At 41.8% G+C, this 19,992-nt stretch carries 17 protein-coding genes and 1 pseudogene; all 18 read right to left on the bottom strand.

Features of this window, described 5'->3' with window-relative positions:
- Positions 1-59 precede the first annotated feature (59 nt).
- The gene (locus DBT50_RS01820; RefSeq protein WP_111851869.1) at positions 60-1,817 is read right to left on the bottom strand and encodes an ArnT family glycosyltransferase; all 1,758 of its coding nucleotides are present in this window, start codon (positions 1,815-1,817) and stop codon (positions 60-62) included.
- Positions 1,818-1,914: 97 nt separating this feature from the next.
- Positions 1,915-3,243 (bottom strand): polysaccharide deacetylase family protein, encoded by a 1,329-nt coding sequence (locus DBT50_RS01815; RefSeq protein WP_060777784.1) that lies wholly within the window; start codon positions 3,241-3,243, stop codon positions 1,915-1,917.
- A gap of 89 nt (positions 3,244-3,332) precedes the next feature.
- Positions 3,333-4,883, bottom strand: coding sequence for an O-antigen ligase family protein (locus DBT50_RS01810; protein ID WP_181566052.1), 1,551 nt, complete (start codon positions 4,881-4,883; stop codon positions 3,333-3,335).
- Between the two features lie 4 nt (positions 4,884-4,887).
- A complete protein-coding gene (locus DBT50_RS01805) occupies positions 4,888-5,988 on the bottom strand; it encodes a polysialyltransferase family glycosyltransferase (protein WP_111851871.1) in 1,101 nt (366 codons plus the stop codon).
- A gap of 4 nt (positions 5,989-5,992) precedes the next feature.
- The gene (locus DBT50_RS01800) at positions 5,993-7,489 is read right to left on the bottom strand and encodes a lipopolysaccharide biosynthesis protein (protein WP_111851872.1); all 1,497 of its coding nucleotides are present in this window, start codon (positions 7,487-7,489) and stop codon (positions 5,993-5,995) included.
- A gap of 140 nt (positions 7,490-7,629) precedes the next feature.
- Positions 7,630-8,442, bottom strand: coding sequence for a pur operon repressor (gene purR / locus DBT50_RS01795; RefSeq protein ID WP_111851873.1), 813 nt, complete (start codon positions 8,440-8,442; stop codon positions 7,630-7,632).
- Positions 8,443-8,615: 173 nt separating this feature from the next.
- On the bottom strand, positions 8,616-9,416 hold the full coding sequence (locus DBT50_RS01790; RefSeq protein ID WP_111851874.1) for a metal ABC transporter permease: 801 nt from the start codon (positions 9,414-9,416) through the stop codon (positions 8,616-8,618).
- Entirely contained in the window at positions 9,359-10,069 is a 711-nt protein-coding gene (locus tag DBT50_RS01785; protein WP_070558632.1) for a metal ABC transporter ATP-binding protein, read from the bottom strand. Before DBT50_RS01785 ends, DBT50_RS01790 begins: the two co-directional genes overlap by 58 nt.
- A 13-nt stretch (positions 10,070-10,082) precedes the next feature.
- The gene (locus DBT50_RS01780) at positions 10,083-11,093 is read right to left on the bottom strand and encodes a metal ABC transporter substrate-binding protein (RefSeq protein WP_111851875.1); all 1,011 of its coding nucleotides are present in this window, start codon (positions 11,091-11,093) and stop codon (positions 10,083-10,085) included.
- 139 nt (positions 11,094-11,232) lie between these two features.
- Positions 11,233-12,048 carry a 4-(cytidine 5'-diphospho)-2-C-methyl-D-erythritol kinase gene (gene ispE, locus DBT50_RS01775; RefSeq protein ID WP_111853071.1) on the bottom strand — a complete coding sequence of 272 codons (816 nt, stop codon included), beginning with the start codon at positions 12,046-12,048 and terminating at the stop codon, positions 11,233-11,235.
- Between the two features lie 158 nt (positions 12,049-12,206).
- Positions 12,207-12,440 (bottom strand): Veg family protein, encoded by a 234-nt coding sequence (locus DBT50_RS01770; protein ID WP_013668576.1) that lies wholly within the window; start codon positions 12,438-12,440, stop codon positions 12,207-12,209.
- A 175-nt stretch (positions 12,441-12,615) separates the two neighbouring features.
- Complete coding sequence (locus DBT50_RS01765) at positions 12,616-13,317, bottom strand: ABC transporter permease (protein ID WP_111851877.1); 702 nt, start codon at positions 13,315-13,317, stop codon at positions 12,616-12,618.
- Positions 13,317-14,054, bottom strand: a complete 738-nt coding sequence (locus DBT50_RS01760) for a multidrug ABC transporter permease (RefSeq protein ID WP_111853072.1) — start codon at positions 14,052-14,054, stop codon at positions 13,317-13,319. The genes DBT50_RS01765 and DBT50_RS01760 overlap by 1 nt, the downstream gene beginning before the upstream one ends.
- A 4-nt stretch (positions 14,055-14,058) precedes the next feature.
- Positions 14,059-14,739, bottom strand: a pseudogene (locus tag DBT50_RS01755) (ABC transporter ATP-binding protein); the annotation flags it as partial.
- A gap of 629 nt (positions 14,740-15,368) precedes the next feature.
- Positions 15,369-16,253 (bottom strand): 16S rRNA (adenine(1518)-N(6)/adenine(1519)-N(6))-dimethyltransferase RsmA, encoded by an 885-nt coding sequence (gene rsmA / locus DBT50_RS01750; RefSeq protein ID WP_111851883.1) that lies wholly within the window; start codon positions 16,251-16,253, stop codon positions 15,369-15,371.
- Positions 16,250-16,831 carry a ribonuclease M5 gene (rnmV, locus tag DBT50_RS01745; protein ID WP_111851931.1) on the bottom strand — a complete coding sequence of 194 codons (582 nt, stop codon included), beginning with the start codon at positions 16,829-16,831 and terminating at the stop codon, positions 16,250-16,252. Before rnmV ends, rsmA begins: the two co-directional genes overlap by 4 nt.
- Positions 16,831-17,625 carry a TatD family hydrolase gene (locus tag DBT50_RS01740; protein ID WP_111851884.1) on the bottom strand — a complete coding sequence of 265 codons (795 nt, stop codon included), beginning with the start codon at positions 17,623-17,625 and terminating at the stop codon, positions 16,831-16,833. The genes rnmV and DBT50_RS01740 overlap by 1 nt, the downstream gene beginning before the upstream one ends.
- 262 nt (positions 17,626-17,887) lie before the next feature.
- A complete protein-coding gene (metG, locus tag DBT50_RS01735; protein WP_111851888.1) occupies positions 17,888-19,888 on the bottom strand; it encodes a methionine--tRNA ligase in 2,001 nt (666 codons plus the stop codon).
- Positions 19,889-19,992 lie beyond the last annotated feature (104 nt).

Below are 19,992 nucleotides of genomic sequence, written 5' to 3'. Positions count from 1 at the left end.
TATAGCATATCAATAAGTCAGCAATCACTTGTCAACATGGTCTTAATAATATTTTAGACCTATTTTTGAATAAGTTTTTCATTGACAACATCCTTCACGTCGTAGAAACCCGGAGCTAATTGTTGGCCAGTCAATTCCTTGACCCAGGTCTGGGTCGCTTCCTTATTATCTAAAATCAGGATCTGGTCATAATTTTTAACCACGTCTGGATTGCCCTTATAGAGATGAGTATTGGGGGTGTAGAGGTACAAATTGCCAGCATTATCGGTATTCCACTTACCACTGGCCAATACTAAGACCTTTTTATTGTTTAATTTATGGTTATCAATGCCCATTTTTTGATATTCATAGGGAATAGACTCACTGATGAAGTTTCTCTTTTCAATAGCGGCATCGACTAAATCATAGGCCAGACTGATAAAGTAAATGCCAATAAGTCCGCTATAGATGAGCTTCTTGCCATAAAGTGAATGATCGCTCTTGTCCTCGACTCGACTCTCAAAATATTTAATCGCCACTAGACTAATACTTCCTAGTCCCACAAATACCCCTGTCAGGGTATAACGATCGAATTGAGCCAGTTTAATTGCTTCATCCATTGGCATAGCGGTCAAGTACATGGCCATGGTACTCAAATAGTAAACAAACAACACGGCAAAAAGAATTCCAGAAAAAGTCATTAGCCGCTTCTGCAAATTCTTCTCTCTGATGGTCACTAAAAGCATCACTAAAACTAAGACTACTATCAAAACCAGTCCCCAAGTTGAAGGCGTCCAGGGATCCAAACTTTGAAGGATAAATTTAGCCACAATTTTGGCCTTAAGATGTAGTTGGCTCCAATCAAAGTGAACACTATGGCGAAATTGTGAGGTATCATACATTAACCTTACATAGAGTTTCCACATAGCAAAGGGAAGTAGACTCAGTAAAACAGGTAAATATTTTTTTAGAGAAAATGGCGCTTTATCCTTGTCGTACTTGGTCAAATAATAGCAATAAACAGCAATAACTAAGACAGCAAAGAAAATCCCGCTCCCCTTAACCAGGCCTAAGAAGCCGGCAAGGAGAATAACAATTAGCGAACTAATCTTTCTATTCTCCCGATAGTGGTATAAACCAGCAAAGCCAGCCAAGGTCAGATAAGCCAGCAAGTTATCCACTAGCAAATTATACATTTTAACGTGGTCATCCATTAAATAAAAGACTGCGATTAAAAAGAGGACCAAAAAGCCGGTGATTTTATTTTTCTTGACATTAAAGGGGGTAAAAAAAGCATAGAGGGCAGCTAAATTGACCATAAAATTGCCGATAATCATATGGCCTTCGCTATAACCCAGGAAATTAACCACATAATTGATGTATAGAGAAACTGCCGGTGGGTATGACCGATAGTAGATAATCTTGTCTAGATCAGTCGCTAAGCGCTGTTCATTGAAGAAGAATTTAACAATCAGCCCCCAATGGGAAAAGTTATCCCAAAAAATAAGAGGCATCTCCTTCATAAAAATCACCCGAATTAAAAAGGTTAACAAGAAAATAAAGCTAATCCAGGAAAATTTTCTTTTGAAAAGGTCAAGGAAACTTTCCTGGCTAGAGCGACTTTGCTGAAATAGATAAACAGCTAATAGGATAAAACCTAAGTAATAAATAAGATACATGGTCGGTTGCAATAAGTTCAACAAGGCAAAAGCAAAAATCGTCAAACTTTGACCAGCAATTACTAAGATCCAAGACAGATAAGGCGAAACGGCTAAGCGCTTCTCTAAGCAGGAGACATAGCCATAGGTCGACAAGATAAATAAAAATAGATTGAACATAGGAATCCCTTTCTAATCCAAACGCTATGGTAAATATAAAAATGTCTGCTTATTTCCCAATTAAAATAAGCAGACATTCCGATTAAGTTATCTTTCTTTAGTTATGATTCCAAGTTTTGATGTCAGGGATTTGCTCAGGAAAGACAAACACATAGCCCCGCTTCTTCAGTTCCGGAATCACTTTCTTCAAGGCATCGGTTGTCGCCGTATACCTAGAATGCTGTAAAATAACAGAATGGTGTTGCATATTTTTCATGATCATATCATAGATATCATCGGGGTCCGTTAATTGCCAGTCTCTGGACGTGGTATTCCAATAACAAGGTTTTAAGGGGGCAACTAATTGAGTCGTCCGCGCTCGATCTTGGCCATAAGGCGTTCTAAATAATGTCGGCGTTACTCCCGTTGCTTGTTTAATGATATCTTGGGTACGATTAATTTGGTCTAAAATTTGCTTATCTGTTAATTTAGCAAAATCAGGGTGATCATAAGAGTGGTTTGCCACATGGTGGCCACGTTTAACGATCTCGCGGGCTAATTCTGGTTTCTTTTCGGTATTATTTCCTTGTAAGAAGAAGGTTGCCTTGATGCCGTATTGTTCACAGATATCCATGGCATTTTCGACATTATCATCAGGACCATCATCGAAGGTAATAGCCACTAAAGGCCGATAATCCACTGGCGACCCTGTCAGCACACTGGCTAATTCATCCTGCTTAAGTAATTTTTCTAGGGACTTGCTATAGCCATCCTGGTTAGCCGTCTGTTCTTTTACTGATAAAGCGTAGTCCATTAAGCGCTTTTTAAAGAGGTCAGCTTGACCTTCCTTATTGGTATGGTCGATATAATTGGATATTTCCTTAGCAACCTGGTTAAAAGCATCAAGGTCTTTATCTAAGCTTTCAATCATAAACTTCTCTGGTAAATGATCAATTTTATTTTCAATCGTCTCATTCGATTGGGCCACCTGCTGTAAAAGTCCATAGTTAGCTTTTAAATCTTCCACTAACTTGTCTGAGTAGTCGAAATTAAAGCGATCTTTTTTCTTATCAACCTCTTCAGCAGAAACTCCATCTTCAATGACCCAATCCTTGTTGACCTGGTTGCCTTCAATAATCGGCTTATCATCAAGAACAGAGTCATTCAGGAATTGAATGGCCTTCCGCTTGTCAATCGCCCGATCAATGAGCTCTTGTAATTCCTTCGCATGGTCACCATAGATGTGGCGACTATCATATTTAACCTTCTCTAAATCCTCCAAAGAATAATTCGGATTGATATAGTCATGCTTATTATTAAAATAAATTTCATTAACTTCTTTTTCAACTTTGGCCACCGTAATATGGTGGTTATAGTATAAAATTCCAGCCAAGCCTAATAGCAAAACCGTTAAAATACTGGTTATAAATAAAGCTTTTTTGTTCATTATATTACCCTTCTTCACCTAAAGTTTGATCCTGATATGTGCTTAGTCTAAAGAAATTATTACTATTATAATTTTTTTAGTCTTTAGCTTCAATAAGGCGAAATAATGTTTATAAATTTACTTTTTAGATCTTTATTGATTGCCTGGCTTTTTTGTGCTTGTAATTGGGAACGGTGGACATTAAGGAAACCGGCATAGGTCCAAAAAATTAAGCCAATGGTATCGCGGTTGGCTAACAAGATATGATTTTCCACCATATCTTCAGCCAGCAAGGCGATAATGGTGACTAAGATCAAGGCATATATTTGATTGTTGGCATCACTGAAATCAACCTTTGCTGTCATGAGATAGCCTACATGATAAATTAAATAGAATAGCGCAAAGGCTGCAATAATAATTAAGCCGACAAAACCAGCCTTAGTAAAGACTGCAATATAGGTATTATGCATGTTTCCTCTAGCACGTTTGATCTCGCTTCTATCTAAGGTGGTGAGCTTGGTCATATCAACCTGGGAGGTAGCTTCTTGGTCTTTAATATTGCGGTATAAGTCAATATCACTTAAACCGAACAAGAAATTTTGTGCAGCCGCCTTAATCCCGGCTTGCCAAATGGTAAAACGTCCTGCTGAAACTTCAGCGTCCCCTTCATCATGTTGAATACTTACGGGAGCGATAACCGTACTTTTATTTCCCCCAGTCTTGCTCTCACCATGTCTCAAATCACTCCAACTGATTTGCCCAGTAACTAAGCGGGCAGCTGTTTGGGTCGTTGCTGGAATATAAGCTAAAATGCTTTCCGCTTGATGTTCCACAGCGACAAAGAGAAAGAGACCCAGCCCTGCTCCTAGGATAACCTTGCCAAGGCTTTTAAAGTTGTCTTGGTGTCTAACAAAGAGACGATAAATGGCATAACAGGTGATAACTAAGCCAGCAGTTAAGAGGGTTAGCGTGGTACCCCGCGAACTAGCTAGGACAAAATATAAATATTGAATAATGGCATTAAAAACATAGAATGGCTGGAAACTCTTCCAACTTGACCGCTTCAAGATATTATTCATTAAACTAGCTACCACACTTAACACACCAATAATCGACCCCATGTTAGGACTGGTGTAAAGGCCAAATAGGCGATTTTCAGTGAAACCTTGCCGCATCCAATTAATCCCAGTACCATCTAAAACCCAGTAGCGAATGTGAAAGGCAAAGAGCAATAGGGAAACAAAACCCAAAAAGCAAACGATACCGATAAAGATGTCGTTAAATCTTGCCATCCATTTTTTACTTGTTTGGTAATCTTCACTAGGGTTAAAGGCATAGATCAGGAAGAAAGTTTGGGCCACATAGAACCAGTTAATCGCTGAATCGGGAAATTGATAGGTTAAATTCAAGAGGACCGAAATCGCAAAAGAGATTAAAAAGGCAAATAAAAAAGGCCAAAACTTTTGCTTAAACATTATTCGCCTGGTCAAGAAGTCCTTAGCCAATAAGTAAATCCCCCAGACAAAAACAATCTTCATGGGAACGTTCTCGATATCAAAACTGCTAGGAACTGCATATATAAGATTAATAATCAAAGTAATTATTTTAAATAAATGAACATTATTAATTATTGAAAAGATTTTATTAGCATATTCTTTCATTGAGCTATTGATCTCCTTTAATTTTAATCTCATATAATAAGTCTTCTAACTGCTTGCTGTTTTCAGGCACCTGTAACAAAGGTCCATAAATTTCCTTGAAATTTTTAGCCATGGACAAGCTGTTGGTTAAAATCATTTTAGTCGGCTCATCCACCTTTTCCCCAATCGCATGATCAACCAGGCCGGCCAACATAATAATCGGCATCCTTTGTTGATAGAGTAAGTAAGGTGAGAATACCGCAGTTGAATTCATTGCTGCTAAGGTCAGGTCGGAATGGTCTACAAACAAGAGAAAGATTTCCCAGGGCATGGTAGTTTGTAAATAATTCACCTGCCCATATTTATTTGCTTCCGAGCGAGGGTGTAACTTCACGTAGATCCTAATATTTAAGGAATCACATATTGCTTTTAAGTGGTTAAACAAGGTCAATTCATCGATTTGTGCCCCATCTTTTTTGAAGGGCTGGTCAAAATAAATTAAACTCCCCTCGGCGACTTGACTTATTTCCTCATTATAGGCTTGAGAAAAAATTGCCTTGACCAAGGGAAAGGCGAGATTACTTTGGTCAAGAACAGGAATTTTTATCAAGTTTCCTGAGAAATCATGCCACTGAACCAAGTCTGGTTGGTAGGTATAACAATTTTCCCATTGGCCGTGAAAAATGGAATGCTTATTCAATTTCTTTTGCAAGGCATCATTGGCATTTTTGATTTCTATGGGTTTGGCGCCCAGATAAATCCCCATGCCATCTTCATAATAATGCAAGTGAAAATCATGACCTTTAGCAGCGAGGCTGCTATAGAGGAGGCGGCCAAAATAATTATCCCCCGGTAAATAAATATGGTCAAAATCATCTAGAGGGATCAAGTTCTTATTCCAATAAAGACGAGAAATTTTCGCCAATTTCCCGCCTAAGTTCTGGTGGTTGATTTTAATCACTTCTAAGCCCTGGCCTAGCTTCCTGCTTATATCAATTAATAAATCAGCGTTAGCGAATTCGTTATAGATAAAGAGGGTCAGCTCTTCCCCAGATAAGCAATTCTTCCAGATATTAAGGCTATTGATAATATGAAGCGGTGTCCAAGCAACAATTGCATGTTTCATTAATCTAATCTCCTGAATTTAATTTTTTGCCAATAAAATCAGTGAATAAGGCCTTTATGGTAGGAATTTCTCTATAGACGAGTACGATAGTAGTCACTAGGTAGAGAACGATCTTATAGAGAAGATTTTGCCAAATCAGTGGTCCAGTTGGGTGGGCAATATCATAAAACAAGCCCACTCCGCTTACCAGAACTAATATAGCAATATAAAGCAACATATTTTTGATTTTAAAATTCACGGGTTCAATTTTTCTAGAAAGGACATAAATAATGATTGCGATTACGGTCCATTGGATCAAAAGCACGATAGCTGGGGTTAAGAGTCCTAGGTACTGGGTCAGTGTTGCGGTTAACAAGACACTCAGTAAACTCCCTGACAGGGTAGCAATGAAAATATACCTGGTCGCCTTGGTATTATAGAAGAGTGTATTGACGTAGAAGAGGTAGACTGAGCGAATTTGATAAGCCACCAGTATAATAGGAACCAGGGTCCAAGCTAGTAAATAACCATCGGCAATAAAAATTTGGACAACCTCCTTAATAAATAAGGACATTCCCAAACTAATGATTAAATAAATCCGACTCAAAACATCTGCAAATTGAATGGCTTTTTTCTTGTGCTGATCGCCCAAATCCATCAAGCTATAGAACCACGGCACATAGGCTGAATTGACACTATATTGCATGGTATCAATAATTAACATAAACTGTGAGGCCGTCGTATAGAGACCCGCACTGGCAGTCGACACCTGGTTGTTGAGAAATAGTCGTGAGACAAAATCAGCAATTTGGGTCGACATCAAATGCGGCAGGAGTGGAATCGAATAGGAAAGGGCCTCTTTCAGGTAATTCCATTGGAAATTAAAACGGATGATGCCACGCTGATATAAACTAATCAAAGCATACAAACCAAAAGTAAAGCCGGTGATCAAGTAACTTAATAATTGCCCAGTGGCTCCCCATTGGAAAACGACAATAAAGAGAATATTACAAGCCACCATCATGGCAAAATTGAGTAAGCTGTTAATGGCATAGGCCTTGGCTTGTTCCATAGTCTGCAATAAGGTCTGATAAATATTATAAATCGGGTTAACAATAACGGTAATGATCCCCATAAAAATATAAGGATAAAAGGCGATCCCATCAACAAAGGGTTCAACCAGGATATCCTTAAATAGGATAATTAAGCCCCCTAAAAAGAGGCTATTACCCATAATAAAGAGCATAATGGTCCCGTAAAAGGATTGTAATTGGGGCCAATTTTCCCGATAGCGGTAAAAATAACGTTGAACTGCACTATTTAGAGAAAAAGTGAACAATAAGGTTAATACCTGGGTCAATGAATTAACCACACCAACAATCCCATAGTCTTCAGGAGTAAGGTATAAAGTATATAAAGGAAGTAAAATAAATCCAATCGCTTTTTGCAAAATCGAGGTGATCGAATAAATTCCAGAATTTATTAATACACTCTTTGCTGAAGAGGGTTGCTTCTTTGACATCACTTCGTCTCCTTTTTCTTCATCAAGTCACTATTATACCCTATATTAGAAGTAAAATAAAAAAGGGACAAGACTTTCTAATTGTTTTAAATAAAACTTTAGAAAGCTTTGTCCTAACAGTACATTGCTAATTATTCTCCCTAGTCAAACAAGGACCCTAATTCAATTCCCGCTACATCTAAATTATCAGCTGTCTTTTTAACCTTGATGAGGGACTTATAGGGATAATCGATATAGTTCTTTTGATTATCGGCTTCGCCAAAGACCACCGCTCCGATGGTATGGCAGTCAAATTCTTCAACTAAACTGAGCATCCCATTCATGGTGCCGCCCCCATTCATAAAGTCATCAACAATTAAAATGTTTTGGTCGGCCGAGAGATTATTTTTGGTCAAGGCCATTTTTTTCACTTCGTCATTTCCCGTCACATAGGTCACTGAAACAGTAGACCCTTCTGTTAATTGGGCTTCCCGTTGAACGATGACAAAGGGAACATTCAAAAAATTGGCGACTGCTTGGGCCATGGAAATCCCCTTGGTTGCCATGGTCATGATCACATCGATAGACTGTCCGTAATAAGCGGAAGCGATGATGTTACCAATATGACGTAAATCATAGGGATTGCCTAAAACGTCAGAAAAATAGAAATAACCGCCCGGTAAAATGCGTTGCTTATCAGTCAACTTAGCGGTTAATTGATTCATATACTCCATGGCCTTGTCTTTTTCCACTTTAGGGCGGAAAATAACACCACCACTGGCTCCAGCAATCGTTTCAACAATACCAATATTAGATAACTTAAATTGTTCAGCAATAATGCCGACATCTTCAGAAATGGATGACTTGGCTGCTTGATAGCGGTCAATAAAGAAGGGTAAGGAAATCGTTCGATAAGGGTTATTCAACAAATAATGGGTCATATCGACTAAACGATGACTACGCTTCATTTTCATACTTGTACTCCTTTACTTGCTAGCTTATTACATTATAAGCAAAATCAGAACAAATTCAAGAAATTTCCGTCGAAAGTCTGTTTTTTACTATAATTGTTTTTATATAATAGGAAAACGCCCATGACTTAACAATGGGCGTTTTATTATTGGAGTAATCATAGAAACCGTTTTCTCTATCTTCTTACCAAGCGTAAGACAATACTTTCCAAGGCAAAAAGACAGACAAAGATAAAGGCAATCGTCGCTCCTGGAGGGGTGTCTAAGCCATAGGAAATCAGCAGACCCGAAAACATACCCGCTAAGGCGATGATAATTGCTAGAATAATCACACTATCAAAACTCTTCATCAAGCGCATAGCAATGGCCGCTGGCATGATCAAGATGGAAGACACCAACAAGGTCCCAGCAATCGGCATCATAATGGAAATAGCTACCCCAGTCACGATGGAAAGCACCATGGAAATCAAGCGCGTAGGTAAGCCCGAAGTATAGGCAATACTCTCATCAAAGGCTTCCACATAGAGGACCCGCTTAAAAGCGAAATAAGCAAGGAGAACAATGACTGCTAAAGCAATTAATAAGCGGACTTGTACAGGCGAAATAGTGACAATCGACCCGAATAAGTAGGCCTCGATACTGCTGGCTGATTCGACCCGTGACATTAACAGTAAAGCCAGGGCCATACCACCCGACATTAACATGGCAATGGAAATATCCGAATAGTTTTTGTAAACTCGGCGGAGGTATTCTAAAGCCATGGCCGCGATAACCACCACTAAAATGGTCGTATAGATCGGGTCCACCCCTAATAAGAAACCTAAAGCCACCCCGGCCAGGGAAACATGAGCCAGGGTATCCGACATCAGGGACTGTTTTCTTAAAATAAGCAATAAACCCAATACCGGAGCGAAACAGGCTATGGCTCCACAGGCGATGAAGGCTCGGACCATGAAGTCATACTGAAACAGCGCCATGGTGACCCCTCCTCTCTAGTTAGATGAATGTGTTTATCGAAATAATCTTGTAAATGGATATCCTCGTGGGTCACCATGAGGATGGCTTTACCATGGCGTCGGGTATTGTGTTTCAATAAAGTGTAAAACTCTTCCCGTGAGGCCTTATCCATCCCGGTAGTAGGTTCATCCAGGACAAATAAGTCAGGATCCGTGGCAAAGACTCGGGCCAAGACAATCCGTTGCTTCTGACCACCGGATAATTCCCCCACTTTTTCTTGGGCCTGTTCCCACATGCCTACTGAGTTAAGGGCCCGCTTAACGTGTTCATGGTCTTCATCAGTCAGGCGTTTAAACCAACGATCTTGTTGGTAACGGCCTGAGAGGACAAATTCATAAACTGTGCTAGGAAAACCAGCATTGAAGCTAGCCACCATCTGGGGGACATAGCCAATTTGTAATTTATTACCATAAATATTGTTTTTACTAATCGTCACTTTTCCCTTGTCTGGTTGTAATAAACCCAGGATATTTTTCAACAGGGTGGACTTGGCTGCCCCATTCTCCCCAGTTAAGATCACAAATTCACCGGGGTCAACGGTAAAGCTGATATTGTTGAGAACTGGCTCACTATCATAAGAAAAGCGCAAGTCTTCTACTTGGATATAATGCATGCTAGCCTCCTATCTAATTAATGGTTAATTTTAAATGCTCGAGGTTTTCCCGCATCAAATTAATATAGGTATCGCCTGAAATCGGCTGGTCAGAACTGGCTGATTCGAGAGCATTGAGACTGGAAACCTTAACCCCAGTTTCCGCCGCCAAAGTCTCTGCGAGTTTGGAAGAAGTGTTTTCTTGGAAATAAATCACCGGCAGATTATTTTGTTTAATATAATCAATCACTCCTGCCATGGCTTGTGGTGATGGCTCCGCATCATCACTGACTCCCGTTAGAGCAATTTGCTTTAAATTATATTCATCAGCCAAATACCCAAAAGCGGCATGGGCGGTCACAAAGGATTGATCGGGATGATTAGAAAAGGCAGTTTGATAGTCATGGTCAAGTGCTTCCAACTTCTCCAGGAAGGCATCGGTATTCTTTTGATAAACTTCAGCCTGATCAGGGTCAACTTCTTTCATGGCGTCACAAATGGCTTGGGTCTGGATCATGGCATTTTTAGGGCTAAGCCAGGTATGGGGGTCATATTCATGGACATGGAGACCGCCTTCTTCATGGTTATGGTCGCCTTCATGGTCATGATCGTGATCGTGGTCATCTTCAGCCGTTAGGACCTCCCCTTCAATCGTTTCTACCGCTCCCGAAATGGGTTCAATATTGTCAGCGGACTCGACGACCTTGACCCGGTCAGTATCAATACTATTTAAACTACTCTCTACCCAAGCTTCCATATCATCGCTATTATAAACAAAGACATCCGCCTCTTGTAAGCGGGCCATATCCTTGGCACTGGGTTCAAAGTGATGGGCCTCTTGCTTTCCTGATATCATCACCTGGACATCAGCTTGGTCACCGACTACCGCTTGGGTTAATAGCTGCATGGGATAAAAACTGGTCATCACAGTGAGCTTGCCCTTACCGTTATTATCTGCCGCTTCTTTGCCTTGGCTACAACCAAAGCTAACCAGTAAAGCCAGCAGACTTAGGCAAAAGCCTATCTTTTTAATCATCGTTTTCATGACAAAGCCTCCTTACAAATCGTAACTCTTACGATTTAATATAGCACACATCCTCGCCAGCCGCAAGATAATCTCTCCTATTTAAAATAAAAAACCTGGGGCTTTTGCCCCAGGTGAGCCCCAATAAAAGTAAGCAATCTTAACTAATATTTCTGAGATTTTGATTCATTCTTACCACATAAACCTCTTCGCAAAAGCCTTTTAGGCCATTATAAATCCGTTTAGCTTGTTGTTGCTGGCGGGTAAAGCCAATAATGGTCGACCCACTCCCCGTCATGGTTACTCCTTGGGCGCCAAAATTTTGCATCCGTTCCTTTAAGGCCTTTAACTTGGGATAATAACTAAACGTAATGGCCTCCGTTACTGGACCTGCATGGGTGGAAAGCTTTTGGGGATGGTCTTTTAAGGCTGCTAACATTTTGGGGGTGGAAATGGAAAAAGCAGGTTTAGCTAGGACCAGCCAGCTTGAAGGTAAGGACGGTAAGGGTTCATAATTTCTTCCCGAACCGGTCATCCGACACAATCCCCCTCTTAAACAATAGGGAGCATCACTATCAATGGTTACGGCAATATTCATGAGTTGGTCAAGGGACCAATCCAAATGCCAGAGACGATTTAGCCCGCGGATGACCGCCGCTGCGTCACTCGATCCGCCCCCAAGTCCGGCTGAAACCGGAATATACTTGCGGATAGAAATGGTTACGCCCCGATCTACTCCGGCAAGATCCTTCATTTTTACAGCGGCCTGGTAGGCGTGGTTACGTTGGTCCCGGGGCAAAAAATGTTGATTAGACCGGATAAAAACCTCACCACTATCGTTTTCCTCAATGGCCAGGTAATCAGCTAGGTCAACTGAGGCCATGACCATATCAAAGTAAAAGCAGTCATCCTCTGCTTGATAGTAGATATCTTGGGCGAGATTAATCTTAGCTAAAGCTTTTTCTCGAATAGCCATTTTGCTTCACCCCTCTCTTTTACTGGTCTAATTATTCTTATTTTAACATGACTACTTGATTCCTCAACTGAGAAGGCAAGAGATAAAGAAAAGAGGTGTAAGTAGCATGGTTTTGCATGCTGCTTACACCTCTTCTCAATCACTAATTACGCACAATATTAGGGAAACTCAATTTCGATGCTTTCAGTTAATAAGTCGGTATAGCTATAGCATACGCGCTCAAACTGATTTTCATCTTGGTCGAGTTCAACAACAAATACGGCTGGAAAGGTATCACTTAAGATCCCATTACGGATAGTGATCCGCTTTCTCCCTGTTTGTTGCGTTACTTGGATCGGTTTACCAATATTTTCCTCTAAGCCTGCCTTAATACTTTGTAAATTACTTGGCATGCCATCACCCCTTGATAAACCAATTATAACACAAAGTCAATCTTTTTACAATAGCACAATAAAAGCTTCATTGTCAAGACCTCTAAAGCATTTTCTAAAAGGATTTATAAGGACGATTTTCTCCCCAAAACACCAGCTAAGATCCAATCACTTGGAGGGCGACTTCATCATATTACTAACTTGCCATTAGCTGTTTTTTTAGCCCCTTTAAGCAGAAATAATTAAAAACAAAAATGATAGCGATGTACGCTAAAATTAATAAAGCAGTGATCTCCCCCTGGTAAATCCCTTCAACCACTTGACCATAAGGGAAGACATAGCTAGCCTCCTTAAAGATAGGTGGGTAGGCAGAAATAGGGGCAACCACACCAGCCATAAGCGGTAGGATGGCGGTAAAGAGGTTGGTAAAGAGATAGATATTATCGCGTTGGACGCTTAATAAATAACCGGCGATCCCTAATCCTGCACTAAATAATAAGGAAAGCGGTAAAGCGGCTAAGCAGCGCCAAAAATATAAGCTATCCACACCAATCATCAATAAGAGGCCACCATTAATTAAAAACATGATCAGACTTAAGCAGAAAGCTGTGGCAATCTTTATCCCCCAATAGCTTAAAGACCAGGGCTTATGGACCAGGACTTCCCTAAAAATTTGGCTTAAATAATCCACCACTAAAAGATAGGCCATGGTCGACAAGCAGAAGCTATTGGCCGACAAATAAACCGAAGCCATGGCCACTTGGGGGTTAAGCGCCTTAGCATACTGTTGGTTGAGGAGGAGAATAACTAGGAGCTGAATAATCGGTAGGATCACAAAATGGATAAGGATCAATTTCTTATTCTGTAAAAAGGGTAAGGACTTCATTTGAATCCGCATTAAAATCGCCTCCCTAAACCTTGCTTACGAGCTGACCTTAAGAGATAAGCGCCTAAAGTGACTGCCAGGACCAACCACAAGACTAAAGAAAAAACATAGGCCACTAAGGATAAGTGGTTCCCCCGCCCTAAAAGGCTTTGAATCGGATAGATGATCGGAATAAACCACTGGATCCAGCTGATCCAATGACTGGCCAGGGCAAAAGTCCCCAGCAAGCCAGAAAGCAGCATGACGAGTAAGTGAAGTAATTCTTCATAAATAATTGCATTAGGGGTTAATACAAAAAAGCCAGCAATGAATAAATCCATTACGACAGCGCCTAAAAAGAGCATCAGCACCTGAACTAGCATGGACAGAGTAAAGGCTTGGATGCCCGTATTAAAAACAAGGGCTAAAAGATAAGCCAAGGGAAAACTCAGTAAACCAAAGGAGGCAGCTGGCAGTAATAAGCTTAATAAGGAATAGGCATCCCCCACTTGGGTGTTAATTAAATAAGGCAAGGTCCCCAAGTGACGCTGGTAGCCAATCGAACCTGTCGCTGTAGTGGCCGAAGTCCAGAGGCCAAAAACCCCACTCCTCAGCCACAAGTCAGGGTCACTAGAGTTCCCAGAAGCATAAAGGGCAATATACTGCAAGCAGAAGAAAGTCAGGGTGCTAGTAATAGGCAGCCAGAAGAAATAAGAATTTTTCATATAGACTTTTAAGTGAAAACCATACAGGCGTAAAAAGCGACCCATGTCATCACCTCAATCGCGGCGCTAAGGCCAGATAGGATTCTTCCAGGGTAGCTGGTCGGTCAATATGTTCTACTCCCGACAATTTGACGATGTCTTTGACACTGCCCTGGTACTGGATCTCGCCCCTACCTAAAAGAATAATGCGCTTAGCTAAGCTCTCCACTTCGCCCATCATATGGCTGGTCAATAGGACCGCTAAGCCTTCTTGACTAGCCAAATTCCTAATGGTTTGATGGATGTCTTGCGAAATTTCCACATCAATTCCATTAGTCGGTTCATCGAGTAAAAGTAAGGCAGGTTTGCCCAATAAGGCCCGGGCGATATGGAGGCGTTGCTTCATCCCCTTAGAATAGTGTTCCACCGTCTTATTTTTTTGATCGGTCAGTTTAACGATGTCTAGAACGCGGTCGACTTCAGACTGACGGTCTCTAGTAGGGATATTGGCCAAATCAGCAAAGAAGGACAAGTTATCTTGGGCTGAGACCTTATCGTAAAAGCCTAAATCACCCCCAAAGGAGACCCCAATCAAACCATGGTGGGGATTAGCTAAGACATCAACCCCGTTGACAAGAACCGAGCCTGAACTGGGCAATAGATAGCCACCCAACATGGATAAGAGAGTTGTCTTCCCTGCCCCATTAGGGCCAATAATCGAGAGAATCTCGCCTTCATCAATGGTCAAAGACACATCTTTGACGGCCAGGAAGCTTTCCTTTTTATTATGGAAAAGCTTATTTAAATGGCTAACTTCTAATACTTTGGCCAAATTACCATCTCTTTCCTACTCTATAACTTTTCAGTTTTAATTGTTATACATTTTATCATGGTCATTACATTAAATAAAGATTATCTTCGCTGGGCTGATGGGATTACTTCCGATTCAGTTAAATAAAAAAGAGGCCGGAACAAATGTCCTAGCCACTTATTAAAACACGAACTAGCTAATCAAAATGTGTTCCAGTCACAAAACGACCGTCCGCTTCAGAAAATTCCAACGCACAGTTCTAGTTGAGTTCGGAAGGGTGAGGGGATGTCCTTTCAGAAAAGTTGAACGACCAGCGAGTTGAGTTCGTACGCCAGTCTTGAAGTCACTTCAAAAAATGCCAACGCACAGTTTCCTGTGCTTATGGTATTTTTCTCCAGTGATTCAAGCCTTTCACGGCGCCCTCACATCCTTATAGCTGATCTTATCATCTTTTCTTCCAAGGAATCTCCCTCCCTGATCCTTCCTCACATCCTTATAGCTGTGCTTATGGGATTTTCCTCCAGCGATTTCGTTCTTTGATGTGACTGTTACACTCTCTCTTAGAGCATTTATTTAAAACCAGCCTCATTCAAAGCATCACTCAAGTGAGAGAAATCTTCAATGGTCAATTGTTCAGCCCGGACCTTGGGATTAATTCCCGCGGCTTCAATGGCTGCTTGTAAATCAGCTGGCTCTTGAAATTGGCCGGCAAAGAGACTTTTTAAGTTATTCCACAAGGTCTTGCGCCGGTGAGCGAAGGCCCCCTTGACAAGCTTAAAGAACAAGGCCTCATTTTGCGGCTTGACTGGGGGAGCTTGCCGCCGCTTCAGGTGAAGGACAGCGGAATCAACCTTGGGCCGGGGTTTAAAGACGGTCTTTGGCACTTTGACAGCTATTTCACTCTGGCAGTAATAATCTAAGACAATGGTTAAGGCACTATAGGCCTTGGTTCCCGCCTGAGCCGTCAGACGTTCGGCGACCTCATACTGCATCATCAGGGCAAAGTCAGAGACCTCTAAATCACTTTCCAAGAAGTGAAAGATAATCGGGGTGGTGATATAGTAAGGAAGATTAGCCACCACCGCTAGGCGTTTGGAATCAGGAAAATACTGGGACACGCTAGCCTTTAAATCAGCCTCCAAAATATCTTGGTGGAGGACGGTTAAATTATCATAGTGGCCCAGTTCCGCTTCTAAGACCGGTAAGAGCCGATCATCAACTTCAAAAGCTAAGACCCGGCCAGCACCTTCACAGAGAAATTCAGTTAGGGCGCCAATCCCCGGGCCAATTTCAATGACATCAGTATCTCGGTCGATAGCTGCTGCTTCCACCATTTTTTCCAGGATTTGGGGTTCCATGAGGAAGTTTTGTCCCAAACTCTTTTTGGCATCGAGCTGATAACGGTTCAAAATGGCATTGGTCCGGCTAGGGGTAGCAATCCAGGATTTAGTCATAGCTGTTCTCCTTCTTCTCTTTTTTGATTATATTCTGCGACGACTTCCAAAACGGCTGCTTGAGAAATTTGAAATAGGGCCAGACGTTTGGCTAATTGCTTGCCATTACTATGGCCGATTTTCAAACGTTTGGTCAGGTAGTCTCGTCTAGCCGCTGCATCTTCCCCTCCTAAGAGACCCAGTGCCATCAGTTCAGATGCAGTAAAGGGCGGTTGACTTTCACCACTAGTGGTTACCGTATAGACGGCACTCAAGGCCTGGTCGATAGCCGCAAAAGAGGCGTGTTCCACTCCCAAGCTGCCCTTGTGCTTGGGCTTGGCATCCCGCCTTTCCAAAAAGGCATGTTGGACCTCGGGAACATCCCGCATGATGGTACGACGGATTTTTTCCCCAGAAACATCTGGGTCAGTAAAGACAATGACCCCATATAAGTCCTGGGCCTGCTTAATTTTGTCCATGGTTTCTTGGTTGATGGCTGAGCCATTGGTTTCGATAGTTTTGACTTGGTAGAACTGTTTTAAGCGTTGGCTATCGTCCCTGCCTTCAACGACAATAACCTCTTTTAATCTTTTCTTCATTAAAGCTTTTTCCAACCAGCTTCCGTCCATTCAATGCCAAATAAGCGACAGGCATTGTCATAGGTAATCTTAGCCATGGCTTCATAAGAAGTTTGTCTGAGATCAGCCAAGCGATTGTTGACAAAGGAGATATTAGCGGACTCATTCCGGTGACCCCGTTTAGGCTCTGGGGTCAGGTATGGAGAGTCGGTTTCAATCAAGATACGGTCTTCGGGACATTCTGCTGCCACTTGGCGGACTACCTTGGTTTTCTTGAAGGTCATCACTCCAGAAAAGGACAAGTGCATGCCTAAGTCTAAGAAGCGCTTAGCATCCTCCCGACTTTCTCCGAAGGTATGCATGATCCCACCAACTTCCCAAATTTTTTCATCTTTGAGAATCCGGTAGACATCCTCCGAAGCATCGCGGTTATGGATAATCACCGGCAAGTGGGCTTCTCTAGCTATGGCAATTTGACGACGGAAAACTTTTTCTTGAACATCCAGGGGATCTTCATCCCAGTAGAAGTCAAGTCCCATTTCCCCTACCCCAACTGCCTTGTCAGTATCCAGGGCAGACAGGAGTAAGTTTTCAATGTCTTGATTATACTTGCCTGCCTCAGTGGGGTGCCAGCCATAAATACCGACCATATCTGGGTGTTCGGCGACTAGGGGAAGACCCCGTTCTATACTATCTTGGTCAAAACCAACAATTCCCATGCCTGAGACGCCAGCTTGACGGGCGCGGTTAATGGCTTGGTCCCGGTCTTCATCAAAATCAGCCGTATTAAAGTGAGTATGTGTATCAAAGAGCATGATTAAACTCCTCTCTTGTCAATGAGAAGGCTGAATAGCAATCTTCCTCAGCGATTGTTTATCCAGACCTCTCTTAGTTTTCATGGAAAAGAGATCAGGACAAAAGTCCCAACTTTTTAATGCGAACATTCTAATTAAAAAAAATGTGTTCCAAAAGTCAGCCCTGACGTCCACTTCACGAACTATGTGCGATAGGCTTTCGCCTATCTTCCATAGTTTGTTCCAGTGGTTCAGGGCTCTTTCGACTTTTGTCACACTCTCATTAGCCCAAGAGGCTCCCATTTGGCAAGGATTCATCAACAAAAATCAAGCGCAAATCGTCGCCATCTTCTGCAGAAAGAATCATCCCTTGGGAGACTTCCCCTTTCATTTTACGGGCTTTTAAATTAGCTACAATAATGACCTTCTTACCAATGAGGTCTTTGGGTTCTGGGTAGAACTCACGAATTCCAGATAGAATTTGCCGGTCTTGTTGGTCTCCGGCATCTAGGCGGAATTTCAAGAGCTTGTCAGCCCCTTCAACAAAGTCACAGTCTTTGACTTCAGCCACCTTAAGTTCAACATCATCAAATTTTTCGAATTTAATGGTCTTATCCTTAGCGTTAACTAATTCGGTTTCCTCAGGATCCCAGTCTTCATCATCAGCTGCTGGAGTAGACATTTGTGAGCGGATATAGTCAACCTCTTCTTCCTTATCTAAACGTGGGAAGATGGGCTCTCCTTTAGCAATCACTTGGGTAGCTGCTGGGTAGAGACCAATTTCTAAGGAAGCGAAGGAATGGTCACTATCAGAAATCCCCAACTGTTCAAAGATCAACTTAGGGGTTTGGGTCATGACTGGTTGGATCAGAATAGCAATAATCCGCAGCGCATCGACTAAGTGATAAAGAACGGATTGTAATTCCGCTTGCTTACTGTCATCTTTAGCAAGTACCCAAGGCATGGTTTCGTCAATATACTTATTGGCCCGCGAAATAATCTTCCATGTATTATCTAGGGCTAAGGAGAAGTGGAAGTTATCCATATTACCAAAGTAGGCTCTGACATTGTCTTCGATAACGGCTTCCAAGTCAGCATCATAGTCAGTCACTTGGCCAGGATAAGCACCAGCGCGTCCCTCTTGATACTTATTCAACATGGAAATGGTCCGGTTCAATAAGTTCCCCAAGTCATTGGCCAAGTCAAAATTGATTCGGTTGACAAAATTGTCAGGAGTAAATACCCCATCCGAACCAAATTGCACTTCCCGCATCAAGTAGTAGCGTAAGGCATCGAGTCCGTAACGGTCAATCAGCATTTCAGGGTAAACCACATTGCCCTTAGACTTAGACATCTTGCCGTCTTGCATCAATAACCAGCCGTGACCAAAGACTTGTTTTGGTAGGGGCAGGTCAAGAGCCATTAACATAATTGGCCAATAGATGGTATGGAAACGAACAATTTCCTTACCCACTAAATGGACATTGGCAGGCCAGAATTTTTGGTAGCGGGAGTCATCCTCTGAACCATAGCCTAAGGCGGTAATATAGTTGGCCAGAGCATCGATCCAGACATAAATCACGTGTTTAGGATTAGAACGGACCGGAATCCCCCAAGAGAAAGAAGTCCGGGTCACAGCTAAATCTTCCAAGCCAGGTTTAATGAAGTTATTAATCATTTCCTTCTTACGGGATTCGGGTTGAATAAAGTCAGGATGGTCTTCATAGTATTGTAAGAGGCGATCAGCATACTTAGACATCTTAAAGAAGTAGGACTCCTCTTTAACCAGTTCAACCTCGTGGCCAGAAGGTGCCTTCCCACCAATGACCTTGCCATCGTCATCACGGTAGACTTCCGCTAATTGGGTTTCGGTAAAGTATTCTTCATCAGAAACCGAATACCAACCCTCATATTCTCCCAGGTAAATGTCCCCTTGGTCTAAGAGTTGTTCAAAAATGTCTTGGACAGCTTTGACATGGTAGTCATCGGTCGTGCGGATAAATTTATCATTAGAGATATCTAAGCTCTTCCACAACTTTTGCATGCCCTCAGCCATCCGGTCGACATAGGCTTTGGGAGAAATTCCTTCTTCTTCAGCCTTTTGTTGAATCTTCAAGCCATGTTCGTCAGCCCCAGTAAGGAAGAAGACTTCATGGCCCATTAGGCGTTTATAACGGGCAATGGTATCAGCAGCAATGGTTGAGTAGGAATTACCAATATGTAGTTGGCCACTAGGATAGTAAATCGGGGTGGTTACATAAAAAGGTTCTTTAGTATTAGTCACGAATGAGTGCCTCCTTTAATTATTTCTAAATCAGTATAGCATAAAGCGGGTCGCCTTTAGAACGGATAGTTTATGCTAGTATGAGCAAGTTTTTGTATAGGGAC

The sequence above is a fragment of the Aerococcus tenax genome (assembly GCF_003286645.3).
Classification (GTDB): domain Bacteria; phylum Bacillota; class Bacilli; order Lactobacillales; family Aerococcaceae; genus Aerococcus; species Aerococcus tenax.
This window is presented reverse-complemented; position numbering and strand designations above follow the sequence as displayed.

What these genes read in the sequence shown, in the direction of transcription:
- DBT50_RS01820 (WP_111851869.1), bottom strand. Translation starts at nt 1,817, where the DNA reads ATGTTCAATCTATTTTTATTTATCTTGTCGACCTATGGCTATGTCTCC.
- DBT50_RS01815 (WP_060777784.1), bottom strand. Translation starts at nt 3,243, where the DNA reads ATGAACAAAAAAGCTTTATTTATAACCAGTATTTTAACGGTTTTGCTA.
- DBT50_RS01810 (WP_181566052.1), bottom strand. Translation starts at nt 4,883, where the DNA reads ATGAAAGAATATGCTAATAAAATCTTTTCAATAATTAATAATGTTCAT.
- DBT50_RS01805 (WP_111851871.1), bottom strand. Translation starts at nt 5,988, where the DNA reads ATGAAACATGCAATTGTTGCTTGGACACCGCTTCATATTATCAATAGC.
- DBT50_RS01800 (WP_111851872.1), bottom strand. Translation starts at nt 7,489, where the DNA reads ATGTCAAAGAAGCAACCCTCTTCAGCAAAGAGTGTATTAATAAATTCT.
- purR (WP_111851873.1), bottom strand. Translation starts at nt 8,442, where the DNA reads ATGAAAATGAAGCGTAGTCATCGTTTAGTCGATATGACCCATTATTTG.
- DBT50_RS01790 (WP_111851874.1), bottom strand. Translation starts at nt 9,416, where the DNA reads ATGGCGCTGTTTCAGTATGACTTCATGGTCCGAGCCTTCATCGCCTGT.
- DBT50_RS01785 (WP_070558632.1), bottom strand. Translation starts at nt 10,069, where the DNA reads ATGCATTATATCCAAGTAGAAGACTTGCGCTTTTCTTATGATAGTGAG.
- DBT50_RS01780 (WP_111851875.1), bottom strand. Translation starts at nt 11,093, where the DNA reads ATGAAAACGATGATTAAAAAGATAGGCTTTTGCCTAAGTCTGCTGGCT.
- ispE (WP_111853071.1), bottom strand. Translation starts at nt 12,048, where the DNA reads ATGGCTATTCGAGAAAAAGCTTTAGCTAAGATTAATCTCGCCCAAGAT.
- DBT50_RS01770 (WP_013668576.1), bottom strand. Translation starts at nt 12,440, where the DNA reads ATGCCAAGTAATTTACAAAGTATTAAGGCAGGCTTAGAGGAAAATATT.
- DBT50_RS01765 (WP_111851877.1), bottom strand. Translation starts at nt 13,317, where the DNA reads ATGCGGATTCAAATGAAGTCCTTACCCTTTTTACAGAATAAGAAATTG.
- DBT50_RS01760 (WP_111853072.1), bottom strand. Translation starts at nt 14,054, where the DNA reads ATGGGTCGCTTTTTACGCCTGTATGGTTTTCACTTAAAAGTCTATATG.
- rsmA (WP_111851883.1), bottom strand. Translation starts at nt 16,253, where the DNA reads ATGACTAAATCCTGGATTGCTACCCCTAGCCGGACCAATGCCATTTTG.
- rnmV (WP_111851931.1), bottom strand. Translation starts at nt 16,831, where the DNA reads ATGAAGAAAAGATTAAAAGAGGTTATTGTCGTTGAAGGCAGGGACGAT.
- DBT50_RS01740 (WP_111851884.1), bottom strand. Translation starts at nt 17,625, where the DNA reads ATGCTCTTTGATACACATACTCACTTTAATACGGCTGATTTTGATGAA.